Here is a 23,881-nt window from a genome sequence, read left to right as displayed (position 1 = left end):
ATGCAGGGAAGTCAGAAGGCCGGCCAGGGAATCGCCGGCCACTCGCCGGAGGGCTCCGGGTAGGCGCCGGCGGCCAGCAGCAGGTCGGTACGGGTGATCAACGCCGACACCTCGCGCCGTGTCAGGTGCTCGGACAGCTGCTCGGCGACGTCGCCGTCCAACCCAGCCCGCAGCTTGCGCAGCGCCTCGACGGCCTCGGGCGGCAGCGGCTCGCCGAGCCAACCCCAGAGCACGGTCCGCAGCTTGTTCTCGGCGTGCATGCAGATGCCGTGGTCGACGCCGTACACCGCGTCGGTCGCGGTGTGCAGCACGTGCCCGCCCTTGCGGTCGGCGTTGTTGACGACGACGTCCATCGCCGCCATCAGCCGCATTCGAGGGTGGTCGGCGTGGGCCAGCACGGCGGGATCGCCGTACCGGTCGGTCGCGTGCAGCACGGCCTTCCAGCCGTCGGGCACCTCGCTGGTCGACACGATGTCGATCAGGTCGGCGTCCTCGTCGGTGTCCACCCACAGTTGCACCATGCCGGGCCCGAACGGGCCCGGGCGTAACACCGTGGGCGGCACCAGATCGAAGCCGGCCGCGTTCGACACCAGGTAGGTGGCAACCTCGCGGCCGGCCAGTGTGCCGTCCGGGAAGTCCCACAGCGGCCGCTCGCCGTTGATCGGCTTGTACACGCAGTTGGCCTGCACGCCGTGCCGGCTGATGGTGCCGAACAGCGTTGCGTTGGACGCGTCGACCAGCCGGCCGGTCACCTCGATCCGGCCGCGCTGCACCAGCTCCAACGCCCCGGGGTCGGTGGGCAGCACCGCGGGCTCAGCTGTCCTCGGTGCGGCGGTAGCCGTTCTGCCTCGGGCAGACGTGACCACTGGGGTCGAGCGGCTCCTCGCACAGCGGGCAGGGTTTGCGGCCGGCGTTGACGACCCGGTCGGCGCGGACGGCGAAGGCGCGGGCGGCCGGCGGCGTGAGGAACACCCGGACCGCGTCCGGGCCCTCCTCGGTGTCGTCGAGCACCACCGCCTCGTCCACCTCGTCCTCGGTGGCGGCCAACAGCTCCACCACCACCGCGGTCGACTCGGCGTCCCACCCCAGCCCCATCGTGCCGACGCGGAACTCCTCCTCGACCGGCACCGTGAGCGGCTCGGTGTCGACCAGGTCGTCGGGCGGGCTCTCGGGCACCTCGGCCCCGAACCGCCGCTGCACCTCCTCGAGCAGCGAGCCGATCCGGTCGGCGAGCACGGTCAGTTGCGTTTTCTCCAGCACCACGCTGACCAGGCGGCCGTCCTCGGCCGCCTGCAGGTAGAAGGTGCGGTCACCAGGTTCCCCGACGGTCCCGGCGACGAACCGGTCGGGCTGGCGGAATACATGAATGACACGAGCCATGGCGTTCATGACCCTAATCGATCCCGCCCGTCCGGGCCGCACGTCCCCCTCCGCTTTCACGGTGAGCAGAAGGCCCGCGCCGGCGCGGCCGGGGTTGGCTAGGGTCGTGCCGTGGTGAAGATCGCGTCGTACGGAACATGGGTGTCCCCGCTGGCCGCGCAGGACGTGGCCGCGGCGGGTGGCTCGGTGCAGTGGGTCGACCTGCGGGACGGGGAGACCTGGTGGGCGGAGAGCCGGCCCGACGAGGGCGGCCGGGTGGCGCTGATGCGCTCGGGCGGCCCTGGCGAGCAGCCGCGGCAGGTGCTGGACGCGCCGTGGAACGCCCGAAACCGGGTGCACGAGTACGGCGGCCGGCCGTGGGCCTTCGTCGGCGACAAGATCGTTTTCACCCATTGGGTCGATCAGCGGGTGTACGCGGTGGACCCGGCGGACACCGCTGCGCCGTCGCCGATCAGCCCGGAGCCGGCCCGCGAGCACTGTGATCGCTACGCCGACCTGAGGTCGAGCCCGGACGGCACCGAGGTCTGGTGCGTGCGGGAGACGCAGGTGAGCGACGCCTCGGTGGACGTGCGCCGTGACCTGGTGGCGCTGCCGCTCGACGGCTCGCAGCAGGTCCGGGTGCTGGCCGCGAGCCACCACTTCATGTCCGCGCCGCAGGCCGCGCCGGACGGCCGGCACGTGGCCTGGCTGGGCTGGAACCACCCGGCGATGCCGTGGGACGGCACCGAGCTGTGCGTGGCCGAGCTGACCGAGGACGGCAAGATCGGCGACCACCGGGTGCTGGCCGGCGGCCCGGCCGAGTCGGTGTGCCAGCTGCGCTGGGAGAGCCCGGACTCGCTGCTGGTGCTGACCGACCCGCGGGGCTGGTGGAACCTGCACCGCGTCACCCTGGACGGGACGGCGACCAACCTCGCGCCGTGCGAGGAAGAACTGGGCGGGCCGCTGTGGCGGCTGGGTGGCAGCTGGTTCGCGCCGCTGGGCAACGGCCGGCACGTCATCGTGCGCGGCACCGCCCTGGCCGTGCTGGACGAGCGCAGCGGCACCGTCACCGACGTGGAGACGGACCTGCCGGTGTGGCACGGGCAGATCGCCGCCGAGAACGGCGTGGTCGTCGGCATCGCCGCCGGCCCGCACACCGAGGGCGTGGTGGCACGGCTGGACCTGGCCACCGGCGATCTGGTCGAGCTGACCGCCGGCCCCGCGCTGCCGCTGGACGAGACGTACCTGCCGACGCCGCAGGAACGGATCTTCACCAGCCCGGACGGGGAGCGCATCCCGGCGTTCGTGTACCCGCCGACCAACCCGGACTTCGCCGCGCCCGAGGGCGAGCGGCCGCCGTACCTGATCCACGTCCACGGCGGCCCGACCGGCAGCGTCTCCGGCACGCTGAGCCTGAACTTCGCCTACTTCACCAGCCGCGGCATCGGTGTCGTGGCGGTCAACTACGGCGGCTCCACCGGCTACGGCCGCAAGTTCCGTGAGCGGCTGCGTGGCCAGTGGGGCGTGGTCGACGTGCAGGACTGCGCGGCGGTCGCGCTGGCGCTGGCCGACGAGGGCAGCGCCGACCGGGCGCGACTGGCCATCCGGGGCGGCAGCGCCGGCGGCTACACCACGGCCGCGGCGATGACCATGCCGTCGCCGTTCGCCTGCGGCAACGCGATGTTCCCGGCCATCAACATGGTCGCCTTCGCCAGCGGCGAGACCCACGACTTCGAGTCGCGCTACCTGGACGGGCTGATCGGCCCGCTGGCCACCAGCCGCGAGCTCTACCTGGAGCGTTCCCCCAGCGAGCGGCCGGACAAGTTGACCGGGCCGATCCTGCTGTTGCAGGGCCTTGAGGACGAGGTCTGCCCGCCGGCCCACACCGAGGCGTTCGCGCGGGCCATCGACGGGCTGGGCATCCGGCACGCCTACATCGGCTTCCCCGGTGAGCAGCACGGTTTCCGCCGGGCCGAGACGATCAAGGCGGCGCTGGAGGCGGAGCTGTCGTTCTACGGGCAGGTGCTGGAGTTCGAGCCGGCCGACGTGCCGCGGCTGGCGCTGCACACGTGACGGATCGAGTGCGCCCGGCGCGGCTGCGGGCCGGGGATCTGGTCGGCCTGGTCGCGCCGGCCGGGCCGCCGCCACCCGAGGTGCTTCAGGTTGGTATCGAGATCGTGCAGTCGTGGGGTCTGCGGGTGCGGGTGGGCAAGCACGTGCTGGACCGGCATCCGACGCTGGACTACCTCGCCGGCACCGACGCCGACCGGGCCGCCGATCTCCAGGAAGCCTGGTGCGATCCAGAAGTCGCGGCCGTGTTCTGCGTCCGCGGCGGCTACGGCTGTCTGCGGATGGTCGACCTGGTCGACTGGGACGCGATGGCCGCCGCCGGGCCGAAGGTGTTCGCCGGCTCCAGCGACGTGACCGTGCTGCACGAGCAGTTCGGCGCCCGGCTGGGGCTCGTGACGCTGTTCGCGCCGATGATCGCCACGCTGGCCTTCACCGCCGACGAGCAGGCCCAACGCCATCTTCACTCGACCGTGTTCGAACCTGAGACCGTTCGGGTGTTGACCCGGCCGGGTGCGGGCCCGCTTGTTGCGGGCACCGCCTCGGGTGTGGTTGTCGGCGGCAACGCGAGTCTGCTGGCCGCCGGACTGGCCGCGCCGACGGCGTCGCCGGTGCCGGACGGGGCCGTCGTCGTGCTCGAGGACGTGACCGAAGATCCGTACCGGTTGGACGCGATCATCACGAAACTGCTGCGTGCGGGCTGGTTCGATCGCGTCGCCGGCATCGCGCTGGGGTCGTGGACCGAGTGCGGGGACCTGGCGCACGTGCGCGCGATGATGCTCGACCGGCTCGGCGGACTGGGCGTGCCCATTGGGTGGGAAATGGGTTTCGGGCACTGCCCGGCCGCGCTGACCGTGCCGCTGGGACTGGTCGGGGACCTGGACGCGGTGTCCGGAACCCTCACCATGCGGTCGTCCGCGTTGCGCTGACCGGGTGGTTTCTTTCGCAGATCGTCGAATGTCCGTGCCAGCGGCGAAGTCGAGGCCATTATCGGAGGTCGCCGCATCACCGCATCGACGTCGAAGGGATCACCATGGCTCTGCCCGCACTCACGGCCCAGCAGCGTGCCGAGGCGCTGGCCAAGGCTCAGCGCGCCCGCAAGGCCCGCGCCGAACTGCTGGCCGGTCTCAAGGCGGGGACCGTGCAGCTGCCGGAAGTGTTCGAGCGCGCCGAGACCGACGAGGTGGTCCGCAAGACGCGGATCATCGCCGTCATCAAGGCATTACCGGGAGTCGGACCGGTGCGCGCCGCCGAGCTGATGCGCGGCTGCGAGATCGCCGAGTCGCGCCGGGTCGGGGGTGTCGGCACCGCGCAGCGCAGCGCGCTGCTCGCCGCGGTCAGCTAGCCCACGAGCACGTTGTCGATCGACCACATCATCGAGCGGTCGCCGCCCCAGCACCGGTCCAGCCGGTCGCGGTGACCGGCCAGCGCGGCCGGGAAGTCCAGCTCGCCGTCGTGCAGCAGCGTCGCGGCGTCGAGCAACTCCGGCAGGTCCGCCCGGATGCGGGCGGCCGACATGCTCGGCGTGCGTTGCCCTTCGTCCTCGACCGGCTCCGGCTCCGGGCCGAGCGCCGTGTAGCTGGGGAAGCGCACACGGTCCGGCAGGACGGAGTAGAACGGCACGCCGTCGTTGAACCAGAACTCCGGCCAGCGGTTGCCCGACAGGCACAGCCATGGGGTGCCGGTGGCCAGCGCGGCCATGCCGAACCCGGTGTGCGGCGAGAGGAAGACCTTCGACGCGCCGACCAGGCACAGTTGGTCCCGCAGCGGCAGGTCCAGCGCCAGCCGTGCGCCGGGCACGGTCGCCGCGAGCTGCTCGTACTCGTCGCGGCTGTAGGTCGTGCTGGTGCGGCCGTCCTTGGCCAGCCGGCCGAGCAGGCGGATGTCCGTGCCGGGGAAGCGTTGCGCCAGTTCGGTCAGGATCAGCCGCCAGGACGCCACCGTCGGGTACATGTGCCGGTCGGCGCTGCCGCCGAGCAGCACCGTGAACCCGTGCCGTTCGGTCTTCGGCAGGTCCAGGCGCAGCGGCTGCCTCGGCGCGTATGAGGGCGGCAGTTTGAAGCCGGCGAAGCCCTTCGTACCGGTGAAGTAAGCGTTGGCCTGGTCGTAGTACGCCGCCAGTCCGGGGAAGATCGCCCGCTGCTCGGCCTGCGCCGACCGGTAGTCGTTGACCACGCAGTCCTAGTCCGGCGCGATCTTGGCCAGTTGGTCGCGGGTGTCGGTGGCCGGGTCGAACAGGTCGAGGTCGATGGTGTGGACCTCGTCGATGAACGGGCACCAGGTGGCCAGCTCCGCCGGCGTGTTCGCGTTCAGCACCACGCCGATCCGACGGCTCGGATCCGCCGTGTGATAGCCGTTGGCGTAGTGCAGCGCCTCGATCGCGTGGCCGACCGGCTGCGCGTAGACGAAGTTGACCAGAACCGACCCCATGGCGGCGAGTCTGTCGGTGACCGGCCGGTGGGGCGACAGATTTTCCGCCGGGACGCCCCTCACAATGTGGCTGATCCGGTGCGCGCGGACCCCGGCCGACCTAAGTTGGCGGACATGACTGATCTGGTCGCCCGCGCGCGGGCCATCGCGGACGAGGTGCTGTTCCCGGCGGCGGCCGAGGTCGACCGGGCGGGTGTGGTGCCGAGCAGCCACTTCGAGCGGCTGGCGGCGGAGGGGTTCTACGGGATCTCCGTGGACGAGGCGCTGGGCCTGCCGGAGGTGGTGGCGATCCTGGAGGCGGTCGCGGGCGGCTGCCTGACGACGATGTTCACCTGGATCCAGCATCTGGGCCTGGCCCGGGGCATCTACGGCTCGACGAACGAGGCGCTGCGCGAGCGGTACCTGGACGACCTGGCGGCGGGGCGGCTCAAGGGCGGCGTGGCGTACGCGGCGGTGATCCCGCCGGTGCCGAAGGTGCGGGCCAGACGGGTGGACGGCGGCTACGTCTACGACGGCGAGGCGCCGTTCGTCAGCGGCTGGGGGATCATCGACCTGGTCCAGGTGGCCGGCCGTGACGGCGACACGGTCGTCAACGCCGTGGTCGACGCGGTCGAGGCCGACGGCGTGACGGCGCAGCCGCTGACCCTGGTGGCGGCCCAGGGCACAGCGACGGTGCACCTGAGTTTCGACGGCTTCTTCGTGCCGGACGAGCGGATCTACTCGACGGTGTCGTACGAGGAGTTCGTGGCCGGCAACGCAGCCTTCGCGTCCCGGCTCAACGGCTGTGCCCCGCTGGGCGTGGCCGACCGGGCGGCCCGGCTGATCGAGGAGGCCGGCCAGGGCCAGATCGCGGACCGGCTGCGCAAGGAGATCGGCGACGCGCGCGATCGGCTGGACGGCGGCCTGATCGACCAGGACTCGATGCCGGCGGCCCGGGTCGCGGCCATCGACCTGGCCTACCGGTCGGCCGGCGCGCTGGTGGCGGCGACCGGCAGCCGCGGCATCCTGGCCGGCAACCACGCCCAGCGTCTGGTTCGCGAGGCGACGTTCCTGCTGGTCGCGGCCGGTCGGCCGGAGATCAAGGCGGGCCTGCTGGCGACCTTCGGAAAAATCTCCTGAAAAACTTCTGGTGACCGTGTCGATCCGGGGTGGGTCCCGTCCGACGCAGGGGTGAGAGCACAACAGACCCCCTCGAAGGAGCCCCGAGATGACCGCGATCGCCACTCCCGCCACCGTCACCACGACCGCCGCGAAGGCCAAGACCCCGGTCGCCACCAAGATCGGCCGCGGCCTGAGCGTGCTCGCCGTCGCGTTCCTGCTGATGGACGCCACGATGCACCTGATGAACCCCGACTTCGTCGCGCAGGCCTTCCAGCAGGCCGGCTTCCCGGCCTACCAGGCCGTGCTGATCGGGGTCCTGGAGTTGGGCTGCCTGGTGCTGTACGTGATCCCGAAGACGTCCGTGCTGGGCGCGATCGTGCAGACCGCGTACCTCGGCGGCGCGCTGTGCTCCAACCTGCGCCTGGAGCTCCCGCTGTTCTCCACCATCCTGTCCCCGGTCTATGTCGCGATCATCGTGTGGGCCGGTCTGTACCTGCGCAACGCCGCGCTGCGCACCGCGCTGGGCGTGGACATCCTCAAGAAGCGCTGAACCCCAAGCCTTTTCGCCCTGGCCGCCGGTCAGGGCGTTTCGGCGTTGGCGCGCCACTTGAGTTTCACCTCGAAGTGCCCCTGCATCCCGGTGCGGGCGATGATCGCGCCGGCCTGGGCGTCGAGCTTGAGGCCGAACTTGAGTTCCACCTCGTCGGGCTTCTCGGCCATTTCGACGAACTGCGTGACCGCGGCCGCCGCGGCGTCCCGGACCCGCCGCAGCGCCTGCTCCAACGACTGGGACGCGTCCTCGACCAGATCGGCCACCCGCCCGGCCCGCTCGAGGCCGGGCACCGGTTCGGCCTCGACGTACACCTCTCCCCCGCGCTCCAACGGAATCCGCATCAGCTCGGTCATCATCGGCCCCCTTCAGCCACACGGCTCGGTCAGCTTGCCCTGCCCGGCGACGCCGGTCCGAACGTTGTCCAACCCGGACAGGATGTCCGTCAGCCGGCTCGGATCGCCCAGGAACTCCAGCACCGCCCGGGAGAAGGCGTCGGCCATCGCCGCCGGCATCACGTCCGAGGCGTCCAGGCACAGGTGCTGCGCGGAGGCCAACACCTGCGCGATGTGCGTACGGACCGGTCCTTTGTAGACGCTGGCCGCCAGCACCTGCTGGTTCACCGAGAAGGCGCTGCTGTCCTGGCGGGCCGGCCACACCGCCTGCGCCCGCGCGCCGGCCAGGTAGGCCATGAAGTCGGCCGCCAGGGGGTTGTCGGTGAACTGCCCGGCCAGGTTGACCGAGACCTCCCACGATTCCGGCACCGGGCCGATGGTCGGGAACGGGAAGAAGTCGGCGGCGGCGTCCTTGGGATACGAGCCGGTGGCGAAGGAACCCTGGTGCTCCAGGTGGCAGCCCGGCTGCGTGGCGAACATCTGCTTGCCGGCGTCGCCGAAGTACGTGAGCAGCGCGGCCGTGCGCAGGCCGGGTGCGCCTTGCGCGGCCAGCAGCTGGCCCCACGTCGTCCACGCCGCCCGCACGGCATCGGATTTCCAGGACAGCTTGCCGCTGGCCCAGTCCGCGTAGGTGTCGGGGCCGGCCTGGTGCAGCAGGATGTCCTCGATCCAGTCGGTGCCGGGCCAGCCCGAGGTGGAGTACGCCTCCATGCCCAGGCACCAGGCCGGTTTCACCTTGGCCGTGTAGTCCAGCAGTCCTGGCCACGTCGAGGGAACCGGGCTCGGCGGGGTGTGCGCGTTGTACCAGACGATGCTCTTGAGGTCGGCCTTCACCGGCACCGCGTACAGGTCGGGGGTGCCCAGCCGGAGCAGGGTCCGCCACTGCTGGCTGTACTCGCTGTCGGACACCCCGGCGATCTTGCGCAGGCCGCCGCTGGCGGCGTAGCGGGCGAGTTCGCCGGGACTGGTCAGCACGGCCACGTCCGGCGGCTGTCCTTTTTGGACGTCGGCTTGCAGCACCTGGTTGACCGCGGGCGTGCCGATGTAGTCGATGGTGACGTTGTGCTCGGCCTCGAAGTCGGCGAACACCGCCCGGAACGATTGCTCCTCGGCGTCGCTCCACGGGCCGAGCACGGTCAGCGTGGCTCGGGCCGAGCAGCCGGTGAGCAGGCCGGCGACCAGCGCGGCGGCCAGCAGGATCTTGGGCAGTTTCATGGCCGGTACCGGTATTCGTCGATACGGGGCTGGAGGCCGACCAGCGACAGGCCGGCGACGCCAAGGGCCAGCACCGGGATCAGCACGAGCAGCCAGCCGAGGTCGGTGGCGTCGGTGAACCCGGTCGTGATGGCCGAGGCCGTGGTGGTGGTCGGCGGCAGCGTCAGCTGCTGCGGCGGTGGCGTGTCGGGAAGCGTTGCGCCGCAACCGGTCTGATCGCAGGTCGTGCGTACGAACAGGATCAGGCTGTGTTGGGCGTCGGCCGACACAGCGTCGGACTGCTGGTCGGTGCTGGTGACGTACGAGGTGAGGGCGGCGCCGGCGGTCTGCGCCCGGCCGGCCAGCAGGAACTGGCTGGCCGTGGCGGCGACCAGCAGCACCAGCAGGGCGGACGCCCCGAGCAGGGCGGGGTTGAACCGCCGCCCGAATTTCCGCCACAGGTGGTGCTGGGTGAACCAGAGCAGGAAGGCCAGCGCCGCCGACGGCACGGCCCAGGCCAGGACGGTCCAGGGGTTCAGCCAGCCGCCGGACAGTTGCTCGTCGAGCTCGGTGCGTTGCAGGTCGGCCAGGTGGGTGATGTGCGCGAGGGTCTGCTCGCTGCCGTACAGCGATCGCGCCGCGTACCAGAGATCGGTCGCGTACAGCGCCGGCGTGCCGTCGCGGAAGTGCGTGCCGGCCTGGCTCATCCACCCGCTGTACGTGGTCAGCAGACCAGCGATCAGCTGAAGCTCGCCGCTGCCGGTCGACCCGCCCGCGTTGTCCCCGGCAGCGCGGGCCAGGTCCTGCTCGGCCACGGCCAGGTCGGCCGTGTACTCCTCGCCGGGGCCGACCAGCGTCGCGCCCTGGTGCACGAAGCTGCCCACGGCGGCCGAGTGCGCCCCCATCAACGCCGACCGCGCCGCGGCAACGTCCAGCACGGCCGGCGCGGTCCGATCCCGCACGGTGCCCAGCACGGACTGCGTGGCGGCGAACGACCACACCGACATCGCCAGCACCACCACGGTCAGCCCGAGCAGGCCGAGGCGTAACCGCAGCAGGTCGCGGCGGGTGGTGCTGGTTCGCTCCGTCATGGCGCGACCTCGAACTCGTAGCGGCAGTTCTGACAGAACCTCGCCCCGGGCGGCGACAGCGCCGGGCAGTTCGGGCAGGTGCGCGGCTTGCCGTTGGTGACGGCCGGCGTCACCGGCCGGCCCGAGGTGGCGGAGCTGGCCAGGCTCAGCACCGCCGAGAAGCCGTCCCGCGGCCGGATGCCCTCCTTGAGCGTGACGTCGTCGCCGTCGATGTCGACCAATCGCCCCAGGCGGCGCAGGATCTCCTCGTTGCCCAGCCGGGTCGCCAGCCGCACCGCCTCACGCCACTCGGCCTCCGCGCCCGCCCGGTCGTCCTCGCCGAACCGGATCCAGCCGGCCTTGATGTGCCGGCCCAGGTCGGCCTGCACGGTGTGGCGCAGCACGTTCTCGTCGATGCGGGTGGACAGCCGGTCGTCCTCGGTGACGTGCCCCAGCACCGCGACCGGCTCCGGCACCGTGACGGCGTCGTCCGGCGGCACCAGCTCCAGCCGTCCCAGCTGAAGGTCCTGGAAGTGCGGGCGGCCGGCCAGGTCGACAGCCAGGCTCAGGTGGTACTCGCGGGTCTCCTCGCCCCACGCGCCGGTGGACACCTCCACGGTGCCGCGCTTGACCGCCGCGACCCGGTCGGTCAGGTCGATCTCGGTCGGCACCACCTGCCGGATCACCGCGACGCGGGTGAAGGGCGGCAGCACGATCCGCAGCCGCACGTCCGGGATGGCCTTGTCGGTGGCCGTCCGGATCAGCCGGCGGAACTCCTCGGGCAGGTCGTGGTCCTCCAGCACGGCGTCGGCCGTGCCGCGCAGCACGCCGGCGATGCGCTCCAGCTCGGCCGGCTCCCAGTCGTCGCCGATTCCCCTGGCGTCACAGGTGAACTGCCCCTCGCAGGCGTCAAGGACGGTGTGCAGGCGCTCGGCCGACTCGCTCTCGTTGCGGCCGTCGGTCAGCAGCAGCGCGTGCCGAACGGCGTCGGGATGCTGGTCGAGCAGGCTGCGGGCCGCCGTGAGCCACGTGCTCATGGCCGTGGCGCCCTGGGCGATCAGATGCCGGGCGGCGGCCTGGGCCTGCCGGCGGGTGTGTTCGTCGGCCTGCACGAGTCGAGGGGTGTCCGGGAAGCGCATGGTTGCCTGGCCGGTGCCTTCCACCAGGGCGAACCACGTGCCGTCGGGCAGCGCGTCGACCGCCGCCGCGGCGGCCCGGCGGGCGTTGGCGATCTTGGTCGGCGGCCAGTCCATGGAGCTGGAGCAGTCCACCACCAGCACCTCGGCCGCCGGCCGCACGGTCGCGCCCTCGACGCCGTCGGCCCGGACCGCGAGCGCCGCGTGCATGTTGGTGTCCGAAGTGGACAGATACTTGTTCTGGCTCAGCTCTAGGAAGAATTCGCTCACCGTCACGTCCTCGTCCGTCGCCGTACGGTGTTCGCCGCATCGATCAGCACGTGGCTGCGGGCGATGTCGGCGTGATCGGCCAGCACCCGCAGCGCCGCCTCCTGCCGGTCGCGCAGGCCGCCGTCGGTCACCGGCCGCCCGAGCAGCGCCCCGCCCGGCCAGCTGCCGGTCTGGTCCAGCCGGGCCAGCGCGACCTCGTACAACGTGGTGGTCAGCCGGACCCGGGTCTCGCCGTTGTCCTCGCCGCCGTCGAGATAGAGCCGCGGCAGACGGTCGGCGGCGGCGTCGATGTCGGCCACCGATGGCAGCTCGCCGCCGATGCGCGCCAGCAGCACCCGGACCGCCGCGACCTGAGCCGCGTCGTAGTGTCGGGACAGGCGGGGCAGCTCGTCCAGCGCCGCCACCGCGCCGGCCCGGTCCCGTTGCCGCAGGGCGATGCGGGCCAGCCCGAACAGGGCGCTGGCCTGTTCGTCGTCACGCCACCAGACCACCCGGTAGTGGCGCTCGGCCTCGGCCAGTTGTCCTTGCCGCTCAAGGCAGAAGCCGATGGCCAGCTTCGGCGCCAGTTCGCCGGGCACGTCGTCGTAGACCTTGCGGAAGGCGGCCAGCGCGGCCGGCACGGTGTTCAAAGCCAAGGCCAACAGTCCACGGTGCCAGGAGATCCGCCAGTCGTGCTCGGCCCATTCGCGCAGCATCGCCGCGGCCCGGTCGATGCGTTCGCCGGCCTCGTCGGTCTCGCCGAGCTCGATGTGGGCGCGGGCGGCCGCCAGGTCGAGCTCGACCGACCGAGCCGGGAACTCCTCGTACTCCCGCAGCAGCTGCCGTGGCGCGGCAACGGACCTGGTGGCCAGGAACTTCATCACGGGATCGGACTCCGCCGGCTGCGGCACCGGGAGCCGAGCGGCCGCGACCGGTGCGGACGGCAGACCGTCCTCGATGGCGCCGTCCGGTTTCTCCCGTTGCGTCCAGCGGTCCAGGCCCGGCACCGCGCCGAGGCCGGTGTCCAGCAGCTCGTGGGTGTTGGCGAACCGCGTTGCCTCCATCCGGTGCGGCTTGTGCTGCCGCAGCGACAACAACTCCCGGTGCACGCCGTCGAGCTGCTCGGACATCTCCGCGGCGGTGGCGAACCGCTGCTCGTACGGCGCGACGGCCCGGGTGATCAGCCGGGTCATGGAGTCGACGGCGAACCGGACCCGGTCCATGTCGGCCTCGTGCCTGGTGGCGTGCTTGAGCAGGACCTCCAACGTCTTGCCGACGGTGTGCACGTCGGACCGCACGGTCAGGCCGTGCCGGGCGATCTCGTCGTCGGACGCTCGGAAGTTGGCATTGCCGACCATCGCGCCGCCCCGGTCGCCGATGGCCCGCGTCGCGCCGAGGTCGATGACCTTGAGCCGGGTGCCGGTGTGCATGGCGTTGTCCGGCTTGAGGTCGCAGTAGAGGTGGCCGAGGTCGTGCAGGTACTGCAACGCGGACAGGATGTGGTGGCCGTAGGCGGTGACGTCCTCCAGCCGCAGCGGCTCGTCCGCGTCCAGCATCTCCTGGAGCGTCCGGCCGGCCACGTACTCCATGACGATGTACTCGTCGACGTAGGTGATGATCCGGACGATGTTGGGGTGGTCGAGGCGGGTCAGCACGTCGCGTTCGCGCCGGGCCAGCTGCCGGCCGGTCACGTCGTTCGGGTTGATCACGCCCTTGAGCACCACCCGCAGGTCGGGCAGGTCAAGGTCGCGGGCCAGGTAGAGCCAGCCGAGGCCGCCGAGGGCCAGCCAGCCGATCACCTCGTAGCGGTCGCCGACGACCGCGCCGGGTTCGAGCTTGGGCACGAAGGAGAACGGCGTGCCGCAGTTCGGACAGAAACCGGTGACCATCGGCGGCTGGTCGCCGATGGCGCGGCCGACGGCCTGGTGGCAGTGGCCGCAGAACTGGCGGCGCTCGGGGTAGCCGGGATCGGTGAGCAGGCTCGGGTCGCCGGCCGGGACCGAGGACAGGGCGTAGACGTCGGTGCCGCCCCAGGAGCTCGTCGCGGGCGGCGGTGCCGGCTCCTCGTGGGTCACGGGCTTGGCGATCTTGCGTTGCCCGCAGACGTCACAGAACCCCGTCGGGGCAACAGGTTGGCCGCAACACATCGTGTCGGTCATGTCCGCCGGCGCACCTCCGCGACGTAGGCATGGACTCGGTCATGGGCGGTGGTCAGCACGCACGGATGGGCGTCGAGGGCGGCCAGCGCGGCCCGGTACATCGCGGCCAGTGCGGCGTCCTCGATCAGGCCGTGCTCGGCGGCCTTGGCGTTGTAGCTGATCAGCAGGCCGCGCAGCAGCTCGAAGTCCTTCAGCGCGGCGTCGTTCTCCTCGCCGGCCTGCTTGACGGCGTCGAGGCTGTCGACCAGCTCGCGCTCGTAGTGGTGCAGCGCCCGAGCCAGTCGGGCGGCGTCCTGGTCACGGACGCCGGAGCGAAGGATGGCCAGCGGCAGCTCGAGTTCCGCGGCCAGCGCCGGGATGTCGGCCAGGTTCGGCCGCGGCGTGAAGCGGGTGCGGATCATCGCCCGACGGCGGCGGGCCCGGTTCTCGTGCTCGGTCAGATGCTCGACGCCGCGGGCCAGGTCGTCGACCCGGTGCTGGAGCGCGTCGAGCTGCCACTGCTTGGCCAACATGGCCGACGGGGACGAGCCGTCGTCGAACTGGAGCACGACCGTCGCGCCCTGGCGGACCAGCGGCGCGACCACGTCGTCCAGCACCTGCTCGGGCTGCTGGGCCTGCTCGATACCGGCGAAGCCGAGCGAGACGTGCCGGTCCATCGGGCGGACGGCCTGGGACAGCTCGGCGGTCGACTTGCCGCTGGCGTCGACGACCCGGTCGGAGGACAGCGACCCGATCTGGATCACCAGCACGCCGATCGTCGGCTGCCAGCCGTCGGCCTCGACGTCGTCGCCGATCCACCGGTCGATGGCGGGAACGTGCCGGCGCAGCGTGTCGACCGGAATGATCCAGGCCAGCTTGGAGTCCCGGTCGCGAAAGCTCGTGACGACCATGCCGACGACCGCGCCGCTGACGTCGTCGAGCGCGGCCGCGCCGCTGAAACCGGGGCGGATGCGGGTGCCGAGTTCGGTGTGGTCGAGCTGGATCCACTCGCAGTCCGGGCCGCCGGTGCCGGCCAGCACCGCCGAGGCCCAGATGCCGAAGTCGTGCTCGGCCGGGAAACCGAAGGCGTGCACGGTCCGGTTGCGCGGCGCCGGCAGGCGGTGCAGCGTGGCCCCGGGGAGGTCGGTCGTCGTCTGGAGCAGGGCGATGTCCGCGCCGCCGCCGGGCAGCGTCGGGGCCCAGCAGCCGGGCACGATCGTGGCCGTCGCCGACGTGCCGAGCTCGACCCATTCGGCGGTGATCTCGACGTTCTCGCCGTAGTCATGGGCCTTGGTGACGACGTGGGCGCAGGTGAGCACGGCACCGCCGGTCAGGGCGATGCCGGCGCCGAGAATGGTGCCGCGGCTGTCCTTGAGGCGAAGCCGCCACGGTTCAGCGTCGGGAGATCGCCCGGCTGCGGATTCAGCGTCGATGCTCACCGTCTGCGCACCTTACGGCGGCCGGTTCCGCCGCATCGCGGATCCGCCGACGATCACCCGGTCGGCGGATCCGCGTGCGACTCAGGCCGGCAGCTGCCAGCGCTGCTGCGGCTGGCCGTTGCAGTCCCAGATCTGCAACTGCGTGCTGTTGGCCGTGGACGCCGACGGATCATCAAGGCAGCGCCCGGAATTCGGGTTCACCAGCCCGCCGTTCTGGGCCTGCCACTGCTGGGCGCCGGTGCCGTTGCAGTCGTACAGCTGGACCTTGGTGCCGTTGGCGGTGCCGGCGCCGCTGACGTCCATGCACTTGCCCAACGCCTGCACGGTGCCGTCCGAGCCGACCGTCCAGGTCTGCGCGCCGGAGCCGTTGCAGGCGTAGATCTGCACCGGCGTCCCGTTGTTCGTGCTGGCGGAGCGGACATCCACGCACAGGTTGCTGCCGACACCGGCCAGGATCGGGCCGGTGTGCCCGGTGCCGCCGCCGTTGCCGGTGGTGGCCGTCCAGACGAAGGTCGTGTCGCCGGAGGCCCCGGTGCTGTCGGTCGCCGTGACGGTCACGGTGCTGGTGCCGCCGGTCGTGGCCGTGCCGGAGATCGTGCCGTCACCGCTGATCGTCAGGCCGGCCGGCAGACCGGTCGCGGTGAAGGTGAGCCCGGTTCCGGTGGCCTGTATGGGAAGGCTGACCGCGGTGCCGACCGGGCTGCTCATACCCTGGGGATTCGTCACGGTGACGGTGTTGCCGGCGTTGGTGCTGGTGACGCTGAGCGTGCCGGACAGCTGCGGGGTGGCCGAGGTGTTGCCGACGGCGATCCGGTACGAGCCCAGCGCCGTGGTCCAGCCGTTGTTCCAGTAGGCCAGGTCGTGCAGGGTCAGCGGGAAGCTGACCGTGGTGCTGGCCCCGGGCTGGAGGCTGACCTTGTCGAAACCCTTGAGCTGCAAGGGCGGCTCGCCGGTGCTGGCCGGATCGCCGACGTACAGCTGCGCGACCTCGGAGCCGGCGCGGCTGCCGGTGTTGGTCACGGTGGCGGTCACCGTCGCCTTGCCGTGCGCGTCGAGCGGCGTGATCTGGAGGTTGCTGAAGGCGAAGCTGGTGTAGGACAAGCCGAAGCCGAACGGGTACAGCGGGGCGATGTTCTGCGCCTGGTACCAGCGGTAGCCGACCTGCACGCCCTCCGAGTACTGCACGGTCCCGTTGCCGCCCGGCCACTGCGCCTGGGTGTGCGCGGGAACATCGTTGAGGCTCTTGGGGAAACTCACCGGCAGCTTGCCCGACGGGTTGGTGTCGCCGAACAACACCGAGGCGATGGCGTTGCCGTCCTCCTGACCCGGGTACCAGGCTTCGAGGATGCCGGCGACGCTGTCCGACCACGGCATCGTCACGGCCGAGCCGGTGTTCAGCACGACCACGGTGTTCGGGTTGGCCGCGGCGACCTGGCTGATCAGCGAGTTCTGCACGCCCGGCAGGTCGATGGTGCCGATGTCGCTGCCCTCGGACTCGTTGTAGCTGGCGAACACGACCGCCAGGTTGGAGTTGCGGGCCAGCGTGACGGCCTGGGCGATGTTGCCGGAGGTGTCGCCGGCCGCGTACTGCACGCTCACGCCGGAGCCGGCGCGGCTGGTGATGCCTTGCAGCGGCGTGACCGTGCCGGAGGAGTTGACCCGGGCGCTGCCGCCGCCTGCGGTCTGCGGCGAGGTGCTCGCGTCCGCGCCGATCACCGCGATGGAGTGCACGTTGGTCGTGTTCACCGGCAGGACATTGTTGTTACGCAAGAGAACCGTGCCCTCGGCGGCGATCTGGCGGGCCGCTGTCTTGTGCGCGGCGGACGTCACGGTCGCGCCGGTGTTGCCGGCGTGCGGGTTGTCGAACAGGCCGAAGGCGAACATCTCCGTCAGGATCCGGCTGACCATGGAGTTCAACGTCGCCGCCGTGACCTGCCCGTTCTGCACGGCCGTCTGCAGTGCGCTGCCGAAGAAGTCGCCACCGGGCATCTCCTGGTCCATGCCGGCGTTGGCCGAGGCCACCGTGGAATGCGTGGCGCCCCAGTCGGACGTCACGAAGCCGGGGAAGCCGAACTGGGTGCGCAGCGGGCCGTTGAGCAGCGCCGGGTTCTGGCAGGCGTAGGTGCCGTTGACCGTGCTGTACGAGCACATCGCCGAGGACGCCGCGCCCTGCTGCACGCCGGCCTGGAACTGCGGCAGGTAGATCTCCTGGAGCGTGCGGTTGTCGACGATCGCGTTGTCGGACGGGGTGTTGCGGTTCGTCTCCTGGTTGTAGACGCCGATGTGCTTGATCTGCGCCAACACGCCCGTGCCCTGCACGCCGCGGATCTCCGCCGCGCCGAGCTGCCCGGCCAGGTACGGGTCCTCCGACAGGGACTCGAAGGCCCGGCCCCAGCGCGGGTCGCGGACGATGTTGACCGTCGGGCCCAGGTTGACGTTGGCCCCCTTGCCGGCCTCCTCGCTGCCGACCAGCTGGCCGTACTGCGTCTCGGCGTCGACGTTCCACGTCGCCGCCGCGGCCACCGGCGCCGGTAACTGGGTGACGCCGTTGAGGTTTTCCCCCACGCCGGCCGGGCCGTCCTCAAGGCCGAGCGCCGGGATGCACAGCGCCGGGATGGCCGGCGTGTTGCCCACGTAGGCGCCGCCGGCGCCGTGCAGCAGGCTGATCTTCTGGGCCTGGCTCATCTGGGCCAGCACCTGGGCCACCCGCTGCGGCACCGGGGCCGTCGAGCCCACCCACGGGCAGGTGGCGTTCGGTGCGGCGGCCGCCGTTGTCGGCGTCAACGCGGCGACGGTCAGGCTCACGGCTGCGGCTACGCCCAGCCAGCGACGTGCGGACACGGTCTCTCCTCACTGAGCACACACGGACAGGCGCGCAGTGGCGGCTGGAAGCGCTCTCAAAAGGTGGCATAGGTTGTCGACCACAACGAGCACGAATCGATAAAGATGGCGAAGGGTGCGACCAGATGCCCCAGTTGAGGGATGCCGCGGCCCGGCTGGCCGCCCTGAATTGCTGCCGGCTGACCCCCGGGCTGACCGCGGCCGAGTTCGCCCAGGTAGAGGCCCGATACGGCGTCACGTTCGCCGCCGATCACCGAGCTTTCCTCGCCGCCGCGCTGCCGGTCGACGACGACCGTCTGCACGGCTGGCCCGACTGGCGGGACGGCGACCCGGCCGTCCTGCGGGACATGCTCGACTGGCCGGTCGAAGGGGTGCTGTTCGACGTCGAGCGCAACGCCATGTGGGATCCGGCGTGGGGTCCGCGGCCCGACGCCGTGCCCGACCGCCTGGCCGTCGCCCGCCGGCACCTGGCGACCGTGCCGCCGCTGGTGCCCGTCTACGGCCACCGCTACCTGCCGGCCGGCATCAGCGGGCATCCCGTGCTGTCCGTCTACCAGACCGACATCATCTACTACGGCTTGGACCTGTCCGACTACATCCACCAGGAGTTCGGCGGCCCCGGCCTGTCCCGGAGCGACCCGGCCTGGGAGCCGGTGGCGACCGTGCCATTCTGGCGGGACTTTCTGTAGGAGGGCAGCAGATGCGCGCAGGTCGGCCGGAGCAGCGGTTCGCGTGGGAGTGGCGGCAGCTGCGCGAGCGAGTGAGGCGGCCGACCTCTCGGCGATTGGCGCAGCAGGCCCATTACTCGGTGCCAACGCTGGCCGACGCGGCCGATTTCGCCGCGTGACTCCGACGACCAGCCCTTACACGGCTACTACCGGCGCGATCGGTAAAGGAACCATTACTCTGGTCGGACCGTTGGACGGGTATGAGGATCACCGTCGAACTGGGCCGACGCGATCTCCTGGTCGTGGCCGGACTGCCCGGGGCGGGCAAGAGCACACTGCTCGGCCGCCTGTCCGGCGACATCACCGTGCTCGATCCCGATCAGGTACGGACGTGGTTCGCGGCAAGACTGCCGGGCACGCGGTATCGGTACTACCGGCCGATTGTCCATGTGTGGCAACGGCTTCGGGTGGCGTTCGCGGCGGTCGGCAGTGGGCCGCTGATCGTGCAGGAGCCGTCGACCCGGGCGACGACCCGAGCCTGGCTCGTGATGCTGGGAGCGGTGACGGGGCGGCGCGTGCGGATGGTGTGGCTGGAGGTGACGCCGGAGCAGGCGCTGAAAGGGCAACACGTGCGGGGACGGGTGCTGGGTCGGCGGACGTTCGAGCGGCACGTGCGCAGGTCGGCCCGGCTGCGGGAGACGCTGTTGGCTGAGCGGGTGCCGGTCGGCTGGCACAGCGCCCAGGTGCTGACGCGCACGGCCGCCGACAGGATGGCGTTCGTGGGGGCGGCGGCCTAGAAACTGAAGGCTCGCGTGGGGTTGGCGACGAAGATCTGGGTGGCGAGGTCGGGATCGAGGCGTGGACGGAGGTGGGTCAGCAGGTACGACATGCCGGGCATGCCGCGCGCGGCGGCGGTCGTGGTGTCGCCGCCGACCAGGAGCTGCGCGGCGAAGCCGGCGTCGGCGAGATCGGCGAGCGTGGACGGGGTCAGCCAGTCGGTGGCGTGATTCGCGCGCGAAGGGCCGTCGAACGCGAGGAAGGCACCGGCTGCGGCGGCCTGCCGATGGACCCACGGGTCGGGGAAGCGGTTGAGGTGGCCGAGGACGACCCGGTGCGGAGGGACGTTCAGCTTGTCGCACAACAGGTCCAGCACGTCCAATGCGGCGGTGCCGAGTTCGAGGTGGACGGTGATCGGCACGCCGGTCGCGTGATGGGCATTGGCAGCGGCGGTCATTGTGTGCACGGCATGGGTGTCGAGGCCGTGGAAGCCGCCGGCGACCTTGATCAGGCCGGCGCGATGCTCGGTGACGTCGTTGACGAACAGCTCGTCCAGGCGTGGCAACGTTTCCGCCAGCCACTCCGGCGAGTAATGCTGGGCCTGGTGCAGACCGGTGGCGGCGACAATGGCGACACCGGTGCGCCGCGAGAGGTCCGGTAGGGCGTCGAGCCGGCGATGCATGCCCATCGGTGTCCACTGCACGACGGTCTCGCCGCCGCTGGCACGAAACCGTTGCAGCTCAGTGAAAGCCGGCTCGACGTCGGTCAACTCCTGGCCGGGCAGCACGGGGCTGGCCAAGAACAGGTGGTCGTGTGAGTTGGTGACGCCCAGCTGGTCGACGTCACCGAGAACCGTGCGGATCACCACTGCCGACCCACCGGCAGCTGGTCCAGCTCGGGCGCGGACAGGTGCCGGACCGAGTACTCGGCGGCCGGATTGTCCTCGTAGAGCGTGAACTCCACGAGCTGCCAGCCTCGGGTGTCGACCGCCAGCGCCACCGAGTGCATCCCGTCCTCGACCCGTGTCGAAGCAACCACGTCCGGGATCTCCTCCGGCGTGATCGGCCGGGTCACCTTTCGGGCCCGCGTCGCCGTACTGGCCGGCCCGCGCTGGAACGCCAGGCCGGTCCACTGCTGCACCACGGGCCGTCCGAACGCCTCGCACAGGCCACGAAAGCCTTGTCCCCACAGGAAAGCGTTCATGCCCTCGACCGTCCGCCAGAGGTAGAAGGGCGAATACTGGTTCACCGGCGACCCGTCGGCCCGCTCCCGCACGCAGTACGCCTTCAGCCCGAGCCCCGGCCACGCGTCCAGCAGCGATCCCTTGGTCGCCACCCGCTCGCGGATGATGCCCATGTCGTAGTCGGCCGGCAGCGTGATCTCGTACTGCATCGCATGCATGCCGCCACTGTACATACCACTAGGTACAGAACGGAGCGGTTTCGGTGAGTCCGCCGCCCCCGGCTTGGCTGGTGACGTCCGCGCCGTGGCCGTGCGCCTGCACGGCCACGGCGCTACCGCATCACCGACCGATCAGCACCGGTACTCGTAGGTGCCGAGGTTCCACCACGCGCCGCCGCCGAGGTAGGCCCGCACGTTGTAGTCGCCGACGTAGAAGGTGCCGTTCGGCGCCCACACCTTGAGCAGGGTGTAGCCGTACAGGTTGCCGTTGCCGGTGCGCTCGATGTAGTTCGGGCAGCCGCCACCCGCGATGCTCGGCGGGTCGTAGGCCTGCGGGGCCGCCGCGGCGGACGCTGCGCCGGCGGTGAGGGCGATCGCGGCCGCGGCGATCGCGACCGACGCCGTCTTCTTGATGGAGAACACGCACATCTCCGTTCCTTGGCTTGCTGGTCTGCGCGGACAGCGCAGGACCACGGCAGTTGTAGCCGGGCGGACGTTGTTCAGTGCCGGTGCTCACCCCGTGATCAATAACGCCTGAACAATGGTCCAGACCTCATCACCGCGGGCTTGAAGTGTACGAAACGGTTTCGTACACTTCAGTCGTGGTGCGAGGCAAGGAGCGGGAAGACGCGATTCTGGCGGCGGTGATCGAGCTGGTCGGGGAGGTGGGGTATGCGGGACTGACGATGGACGCGGTGGCGGGGAAGGCGCAGGCCAGCAAGGCGACGATCTACCGGCGGTGGCGGAACAAGGCGCAGCTGGTGAAGGCGGCGCTGGATGCCTACGACGCGAGGCAGAACGAAGCGATGCCGGACACGGGAGAGCTGCGGAGCGATCTGTACGCGGTGATGGGGGCGCTCAAGGAGCGGGCGAGCGAGAGCTACCTGGCGATGATCAACGGCCTGATCGCGGCGTCGAAACACGACGACGAGCTGGCGGCGGCGCTGCGGGAGCACGTGGCGAACGAAGAGCTGTCGCCGTTCCTGGTGTGCCTGCAGAGGGCGGTGGATCGAGGAGAACTGCGGCCGGACGCGGACGGCGAACTGGTGCACGACGTGGCCGAAGGGATGATCATGCGCCAGCTGGCGACGGGGACTTTCGACGAAGAGTTCATCGCACGGGTGGTGGACGACGTCCTGCTGGTGCTGCTGGAAAAAGGGGAGAGAAGAAATGACAGTGGTGATCGCGGGGGCCGGACCGACGGGCCTCACGCTGGGAATCGAGCTGGCGCGCCGGGGAATTCCGTGCCGGCTGCTGGACAAGGCCGACGGCCTGTTCCTCGGCTCCAGAGGCAAGGGGTTGCAGCCCCGAACGCTGGAGGTGTTCGACGACCTGGGCGTGCTGGACGCGATCCGGGCCGGCGGGATGCCGTTCCCGAGGTTCCGCCTCTACTCCGGACACGACATCGTCTGGGAGCGGGAACTCCACGAGATGCTGGGCATCGACGAGCCCAAGCCGTCCCCCGACATCCCCTACCCACTCCCCTGGCTGATCCCGCAGTGGCGCACGGACGAGATCCTGCGCGACCGCTTCGAAGCGCTGGGCGGCAAGGTCGAATTCGGCACGGAGGTCGTCGGCGTCGAACAGGACGACGAAGTGCGGATCACGGTGCGCCGCAACGGTATCGAGGAGGTGATCACCGGGGATTACCTCATCGGCACGGACGGCGGCCGCAGCGCGGTGCGGAAGCTGATGAACGTCGGCTTCGAAGGCGAGACCTACGAGACGGAGCAGACCCTGGTCGGCGACGTCAAAGTAGACGGCCTCAACGGCATCGCCTGCCACATGATCACGCACGCCGGTGACGTGACCAAGCGGTTCTCGGTGTGGAACCTGCCGGGCAGCGACTACTACCAACTGGTCGCCTCGGTGCCACAAGCCGAACAACCGACGCTCCAAGACGTGCAGGAGCTGCTCGAGGAACGCACCGGCCGCACGGACATCCGTCTGCACGACCTGCGCTGGATCTCGGTGTACCGCATCAACGTGCGCATGGTGGACCGCTTCCGCGTCGGTCGCGTGTTCCTGGCCGGCGACGCCGCGCACGTGCACTCCTCGGCCAGCGGTCAGGGCCTGAACACCAGCGTGCAAGACGCCTACAACCTCGGCTGGAAGCTGGCCGCCGTAATACAAGGTGCGCCGGACGAGCTGCTGGACAGCTACGAAGCCGAACGGATGCCGGTGGCGGCGCAGGTGCTCGGCCTGTCCACCGCCATGCACGCCCGCAACTTCCGGCCGACGACCGGCCCCGCGCCGGCGATCCACCAGCTGGACATCACCTATCGCGGCGGCCCGCTGGCCGGTCAACAACGCCCAGGCCAGCTCCAGGCCGGCGACCGCGCGCCGGACGGCGTCCGCCCCGACGGCACCAGGCTGTTCGACCTGTTCCGCGGCCCGCACCTGACCTGGTTGACCATCAACGGCCGCTATGAGGGCTACGACGTCGAGCCCGGCACCGACGTCCTCGTCCGTCCCGACGGCTATATCGCGGCAATCGGCACAAATGTCCAGCCGTGGCTGGACCACTTCGTGCCGGATGCAACCCCGGACGAGGGTGACTCCGTCTCCACGGCATGGTCGCACTCACGCGTTCGACGCCGTTACTGCTGACCGGTGTGCTGATCGCGGCCGCCGCCTGCGCCGCACCGCCCCAGCCGCAGACCCAGCCGGCCGCGCACCCGCCGGTCTGCGCGGACACGCTGCCGCAGCACCTGGCCGCGGCGCCGGACGGGCCGATGGTGCCGGGCATGCCGACGGCGGCGGTGGTCTGCCAGTACGAAGCCGTCCAGCGGCACCTGGCGAAATCGGTGCAGGTCAAAGACGTCAAGGCGTTGCAGGAGGCGCTGAACGCCGCTGACACCACGCCACCGCCGCGCGGCACGATGTGCCCGCTGGACCACGGCGGCCAGGACATGGTGATCTTCGCCTACCCCGGCGGCGACCCGATCGACGTGACGATCAAGACCAGCGGCTGCGCGACCGCCACCAACGGCAAGGCCACGGCCTACCGCCTGACCGACGCCGTCCTGGGCAAGCTGTAACCGCGCGACGGCCGCTCACCCCGCA

24 protein-coding genes and 1 pseudogene are annotated in these 23,881 nt (G+C 71.0%); 11 read left to right on the top strand and 14 right to left on the bottom strand.

What is annotated here, in order from left to right; all coding sequences use genetic code 11:
• Positions 1 to 11 precede the first annotated feature (11 nt).
• Together M3Q35_RS10520 and M3Q35_RS10515 are read right to left on the bottom strand one after the other, a co-directional pair.
• Positions 12 to 806, bottom strand: coding sequence for an SCO1664 family protein (locus M3Q35_RS10520; RefSeq protein WP_273941489.1), 795 nt, complete (start codon positions 804 to 806; stop codon positions 12 to 14).
• Between the two features lie 7 nt (positions 807 to 813).
• A complete protein-coding gene (locus M3Q35_RS10515; protein WP_273941488.1) occupies positions 814 to 1,380 on the bottom strand; it encodes a DUF3090 domain-containing protein in 567 nt (188 codons plus the stop codon).
• A 111-nt stretch (positions 1,381 to 1,491) separates the two neighbouring features.
• Between M3Q35_RS10515 and M3Q35_RS10510 the strand changes: the two genes are divergently transcribed.
• From M3Q35_RS10510 to mihF, 3 genes are all read left to right on the top strand, one after another.
• Complete coding sequence (locus M3Q35_RS10510) at positions 1,492 to 3,432, top strand: prolyl oligopeptidase family serine peptidase (protein WP_273941487.1); 1,941 nt, start codon at positions 1,492 to 1,494, stop codon at positions 3,430 to 3,432.
• Positions 3,429 to 4,355, top strand: a complete 927-nt coding sequence (locus M3Q35_RS10505; protein ID WP_273941486.1) for a S66 peptidase family protein — start codon at positions 3,429 to 3,431, stop codon at positions 4,353 to 4,355. The genes M3Q35_RS10510 and M3Q35_RS10505 overlap by 4 nt, the downstream gene beginning before the upstream one ends.
• A gap of 104 nt (positions 4,356 to 4,459) precedes the next feature.
• Positions 4,460 to 4,771, top strand: a complete 312-nt coding sequence (gene mihF / locus M3Q35_RS10500; protein WP_043714162.1) for an integration host factor, actinobacterial type — start codon at positions 4,460 to 4,462, stop codon at positions 4,769 to 4,771.
• On the opposite strand, the gene M3Q35_RS10495 is transcribed toward mihF, so the two are convergent.
• Positions 4,768 to 5,601, bottom strand: coding sequence for a hypothetical protein (locus M3Q35_RS10495; RefSeq protein ID WP_273941485.1), 834 nt, complete (start codon positions 5,599 to 5,601; stop codon positions 4,768 to 4,770). The genes mihF and M3Q35_RS10495 overlap by 4 nt on opposite strands.
• Positions 5,602 to 5,607: 6 nt before the next feature.
• Positions 5,608 to 5,856, bottom strand: coding sequence for a hypothetical protein (locus M3Q35_RS10490; RefSeq protein ID WP_273941484.1), 249 nt, complete (start codon positions 5,854 to 5,856; stop codon positions 5,608 to 5,610).
• 114 nt (positions 5,857 to 5,970) lie between these two features.
• Here M3Q35_RS10490 and M3Q35_RS10485 point away from each other — a divergent pair, with 114 nt between their 5' ends.
• Together M3Q35_RS10485 and M3Q35_RS10480 are read left to right on the top strand one after the other, a co-directional pair.
• Positions 5,971 to 6,975 carry an acyl-CoA dehydrogenase family protein gene (locus tag M3Q35_RS10485; RefSeq protein WP_273941483.1) on the top strand — a complete coding sequence of 335 codons (1,005 nt, stop codon included), beginning with the start codon at positions 5,971 to 5,973 and terminating at the stop codon, positions 6,973 to 6,975.
• Between the two features lie 88 nt (positions 6,976 to 7,063).
• On the top strand, positions 7,064 to 7,507 hold the full coding sequence (locus M3Q35_RS10480) for a DoxX family protein (RefSeq protein WP_273941482.1): 444 nt from the start codon (positions 7,064 to 7,066) through the stop codon (positions 7,505 to 7,507).
• A gap of 29 nt (positions 7,508 to 7,536) precedes the next feature.
• Here M3Q35_RS10480 and M3Q35_RS10475 read toward each other — a convergent pair whose 3' ends face one another.
• The 7 genes from M3Q35_RS10475 to M3Q35_RS10445 form a co-directional block, all read right to left on the bottom strand.
• Positions 7,537 to 7,863 carry a CU044_2847 family protein gene (locus M3Q35_RS10475; RefSeq protein WP_273941481.1) on the bottom strand — a complete coding sequence of 109 codons (327 nt, stop codon included), beginning with the start codon at positions 7,861 to 7,863 and terminating at the stop codon, positions 7,537 to 7,539.
• Between the two features lie 12 nt (positions 7,864 to 7,875).
• On the bottom strand, positions 7,876 to 9,117 hold the full coding sequence (locus M3Q35_RS10470; RefSeq protein WP_273941480.1) for an ABC transporter substrate-binding protein: 1,242 nt from the start codon (positions 9,115 to 9,117) through the stop codon (positions 7,876 to 7,878).
• Positions 9,114 to 10,187: a hypothetical protein gene (locus M3Q35_RS10465; protein WP_273941479.1), complete on the bottom strand. Its 1,074-nt coding sequence runs from the start codon at positions 10,185 to 10,187 to the stop codon at positions 9,114 to 9,116. The genes M3Q35_RS10470 and M3Q35_RS10465 overlap by 4 nt, the downstream gene beginning before the upstream one ends.
• On the bottom strand, positions 10,184 to 11,572 hold the full coding sequence (locus M3Q35_RS10460; RefSeq protein ID WP_273941478.1) for a VWA domain-containing protein: 1,389 nt from the start codon (positions 11,570 to 11,572) through the stop codon (positions 10,184 to 10,186). The genes M3Q35_RS10465 and M3Q35_RS10460 overlap by 4 nt, the downstream gene beginning before the upstream one ends.
• Before the next feature lie 2 nt (positions 11,573 to 11,574).
• Positions 11,575 to 13,710, bottom strand: coding sequence for a serine/threonine-protein kinase (locus M3Q35_RS10455; RefSeq protein ID WP_273941477.1), 2,136 nt, complete (start codon positions 13,708 to 13,710; stop codon positions 11,575 to 11,577).
• Positions 13,707 to 15,128, bottom strand: coding sequence for a S1 family peptidase (locus tag M3Q35_RS10450; protein ID WP_273941476.1), 1,422 nt, complete (start codon positions 15,126 to 15,128; stop codon positions 13,707 to 13,709). Before M3Q35_RS10450 ends, M3Q35_RS10455 begins: the two co-directional genes overlap by 4 nt.
• 81 nt (positions 15,129 to 15,209) lie before the next feature.
• Positions 15,210 to 17,969, bottom strand: coding sequence for a glycoside hydrolase family 3 C-terminal domain-containing protein (locus M3Q35_RS10445; protein ID WP_273941475.1), 2,760 nt, complete (start codon positions 17,967 to 17,969; stop codon positions 15,210 to 15,212).
• A 125-nt stretch (positions 17,970 to 18,094) separates the two neighbouring features.
• Between M3Q35_RS10445 and M3Q35_RS10440 the strand changes: the two genes are divergently transcribed.
• From M3Q35_RS10440 to M3Q35_RS10430, 3 genes are all read left to right on the top strand, one after another.
• Positions 18,095 to 18,658, top strand: coding sequence for a hypothetical protein (locus M3Q35_RS10440; RefSeq protein WP_273941474.1), 564 nt, complete (start codon positions 18,095 to 18,097; stop codon positions 18,656 to 18,658).
• A gap of 11 nt (positions 18,659 to 18,669) precedes the next feature.
• Positions 18,670 to 18,816 (top strand): hypothetical protein, encoded by a 147-nt coding sequence (locus tag M3Q35_RS10435; RefSeq protein WP_273941473.1) that lies wholly within the window; start codon positions 18,670 to 18,672, stop codon positions 18,814 to 18,816.
• Between the two features lie 81 nt (positions 18,817 to 18,897).
• On the top strand, positions 18,898 to 19,434 hold the full coding sequence (locus M3Q35_RS10430) for an AAA family ATPase (RefSeq protein WP_273941472.1): 537 nt from the start codon (positions 18,898 to 18,900) through the stop codon (positions 19,432 to 19,434).
• On the opposite strand, the gene M3Q35_RS10425 is transcribed toward M3Q35_RS10430, so the two are convergent.
• The 3 genes from M3Q35_RS10425 to M3Q35_RS10415 all read right to left on the bottom strand — a co-directional run bounded on the left by M3Q35_RS10425 (position 19,431) and on the right by M3Q35_RS10415 (position 21,238).
• Positions 19,431 to 20,279 (bottom strand): phosphotriesterase family protein, encoded by an 849-nt coding sequence (locus M3Q35_RS10425; RefSeq protein ID WP_273941471.1) that lies wholly within the window; start codon positions 20,277 to 20,279, stop codon positions 19,431 to 19,433. The genes M3Q35_RS10430 and M3Q35_RS10425 overlap by 4 nt on opposite strands.
• Positions 20,276 to 20,815 (bottom strand): DUF4865 family protein, encoded by a 540-nt coding sequence (locus tag M3Q35_RS10420; RefSeq protein WP_273941470.1) that lies wholly within the window; start codon positions 20,813 to 20,815, stop codon positions 20,276 to 20,278. Before M3Q35_RS10420 ends, M3Q35_RS10425 begins: the two co-directional genes overlap by 4 nt.
• 132 nt (positions 20,816 to 20,947) lie before the next feature.
• Positions 20,948 to 21,238: a hypothetical protein gene (locus M3Q35_RS10415; RefSeq protein ID WP_273941469.1), complete on the bottom strand. Its 291-nt coding sequence runs from the start codon at positions 21,236 to 21,238 to the stop codon at positions 20,948 to 20,950.
• A 149-nt stretch (positions 21,239 to 21,387) separates the two neighbouring features.
• On the opposite strand from M3Q35_RS10415, the pseudogene M3Q35_RS48820 reads away from it, so the two are divergent.
• The 3 genes and pseudogenes from M3Q35_RS48820 to M3Q35_RS10405 form a co-directional block, all read left to right on the top strand.
• A pseudogene (locus tag M3Q35_RS48820) lies at positions 21,388 to 21,939 on the top strand (TetR/AcrR family transcriptional regulator); the annotation flags it as partial.
• Positions 21,940 to 21,985: 46 nt separating this feature from the next.
• Entirely contained in the window at positions 21,986 to 23,425 is a 1,440-nt protein-coding gene (locus M3Q35_RS10410) for an FAD-dependent monooxygenase (protein WP_273941468.1), read from the top strand.
• Complete coding sequence (locus M3Q35_RS10405) at positions 23,389 to 23,856, top strand: hypothetical protein (protein ID WP_273941467.1); 468 nt, start codon at positions 23,389 to 23,391, stop codon at positions 23,854 to 23,856. The genes M3Q35_RS10410 and M3Q35_RS10405 overlap by 37 nt, the downstream gene beginning before the upstream one ends.
• Positions 23,857 to 23,881: the final 25 nt, after the last annotated feature.

It is taken from the genome of Kutzneria chonburiensis (assembly GCF_028622115.1).
Taxonomy (GTDB): Bacteria; Actinomycetota; Actinomycetes; order Mycobacteriales; family Pseudonocardiaceae; genus Kutzneria; species Kutzneria chonburiensis.
The sequence above is the reverse complement of the archived record's forward strand: the minus strand, read 5'-3'. Positions and strand labels throughout refer to the sequence as shown.

Excerpts from the sequence above, each read along its gene's own strand:
- mihF (WP_043714162.1), top strand. The coding sequence starts at position 4,460 with ATGGCTCTGCCCGCACTCACGGCCCAGCAGCGTGCCGAGGCGCTGGCC.
- M3Q35_RS10485 (WP_273941483.1), top strand. The coding sequence starts at position 5,971 with ATGACTGATCTGGTCGCCCGCGCGCGGGCCATCGCGGACGAGGTGCTG.
- M3Q35_RS10465 (WP_273941479.1), bottom strand. The coding sequence starts at position 10,187 with ATGACGGAGCGAACCAGCACCACCCGCCGCGACCTGCTGCGGTTACGC.
- M3Q35_RS10410 (WP_273941468.1), top strand. The coding sequence starts at position 21,986 with ATGACAGTGGTGATCGCGGGGGCCGGACCGACGGGCCTCACGCTGGGA.
- M3Q35_RS10420 (WP_273941470.1), bottom strand. The coding sequence starts at position 20,815 with ATGCATGCGATGCAGTACGAGATCACGCTGCCGGCCGACTACGACATG.
- M3Q35_RS10440 (WP_273941474.1), top strand. The coding sequence starts at position 18,095 with ATGCCCCAGTTGAGGGATGCCGCGGCCCGGCTGGCCGCCCTGAATTGC.
- M3Q35_RS10405 (WP_273941467.1), top strand. The coding sequence starts at position 23,389 with ATGGTCGCACTCACGCGTTCGACGCCGTTACTGCTGACCGGTGTGCTG.
- M3Q35_RS10455 (WP_273941477.1), bottom strand. The coding sequence starts at position 13,710 with ATGACCGACACGATGTGTTGCGGCCAACCTGTTGCCCCGACGGGGTTC.
- M3Q35_RS10490 (WP_273941484.1), bottom strand. The coding sequence starts at position 5,856 with ATGGGGTCGGTTCTGGTCAACTTCGTCTACGCGCAGCCGGTCGGCCAC.
- M3Q35_RS10430 (WP_273941472.1), top strand. The coding sequence starts at position 18,898 with ATGAGGATCACCGTCGAACTGGGCCGACGCGATCTCCTGGTCGTGGCC.
- M3Q35_RS10475 (WP_273941481.1), bottom strand. The coding sequence starts at position 7,863 with ATGACCGAGCTGATGCGGATTCCGTTGGAGCGCGGGGGAGAGGTGTAC.
- M3Q35_RS10435 (WP_273941473.1), top strand. The coding sequence starts at position 18,670 with ATGCGCGCAGGTCGGCCGGAGCAGCGGTTCGCGTGGGAGTGGCGGCAG.
- M3Q35_RS10470 (WP_273941480.1), bottom strand. The coding sequence starts at position 9,117 with ATGAAACTGCCCAAGATCCTGCTGGCCGCCGCGCTGGTCGCCGGCCTG.
- M3Q35_RS10480 (WP_273941482.1), top strand. The coding sequence starts at position 7,064 with ATGACCGCGATCGCCACTCCCGCCACCGTCACCACGACCGCCGCGAAG.
- M3Q35_RS10515 (WP_273941488.1), bottom strand. The coding sequence starts at position 1,380 with ATGGCTCGTGTCATTCATGTATTCCGCCAGCCCGACCGGTTCGTCGCC.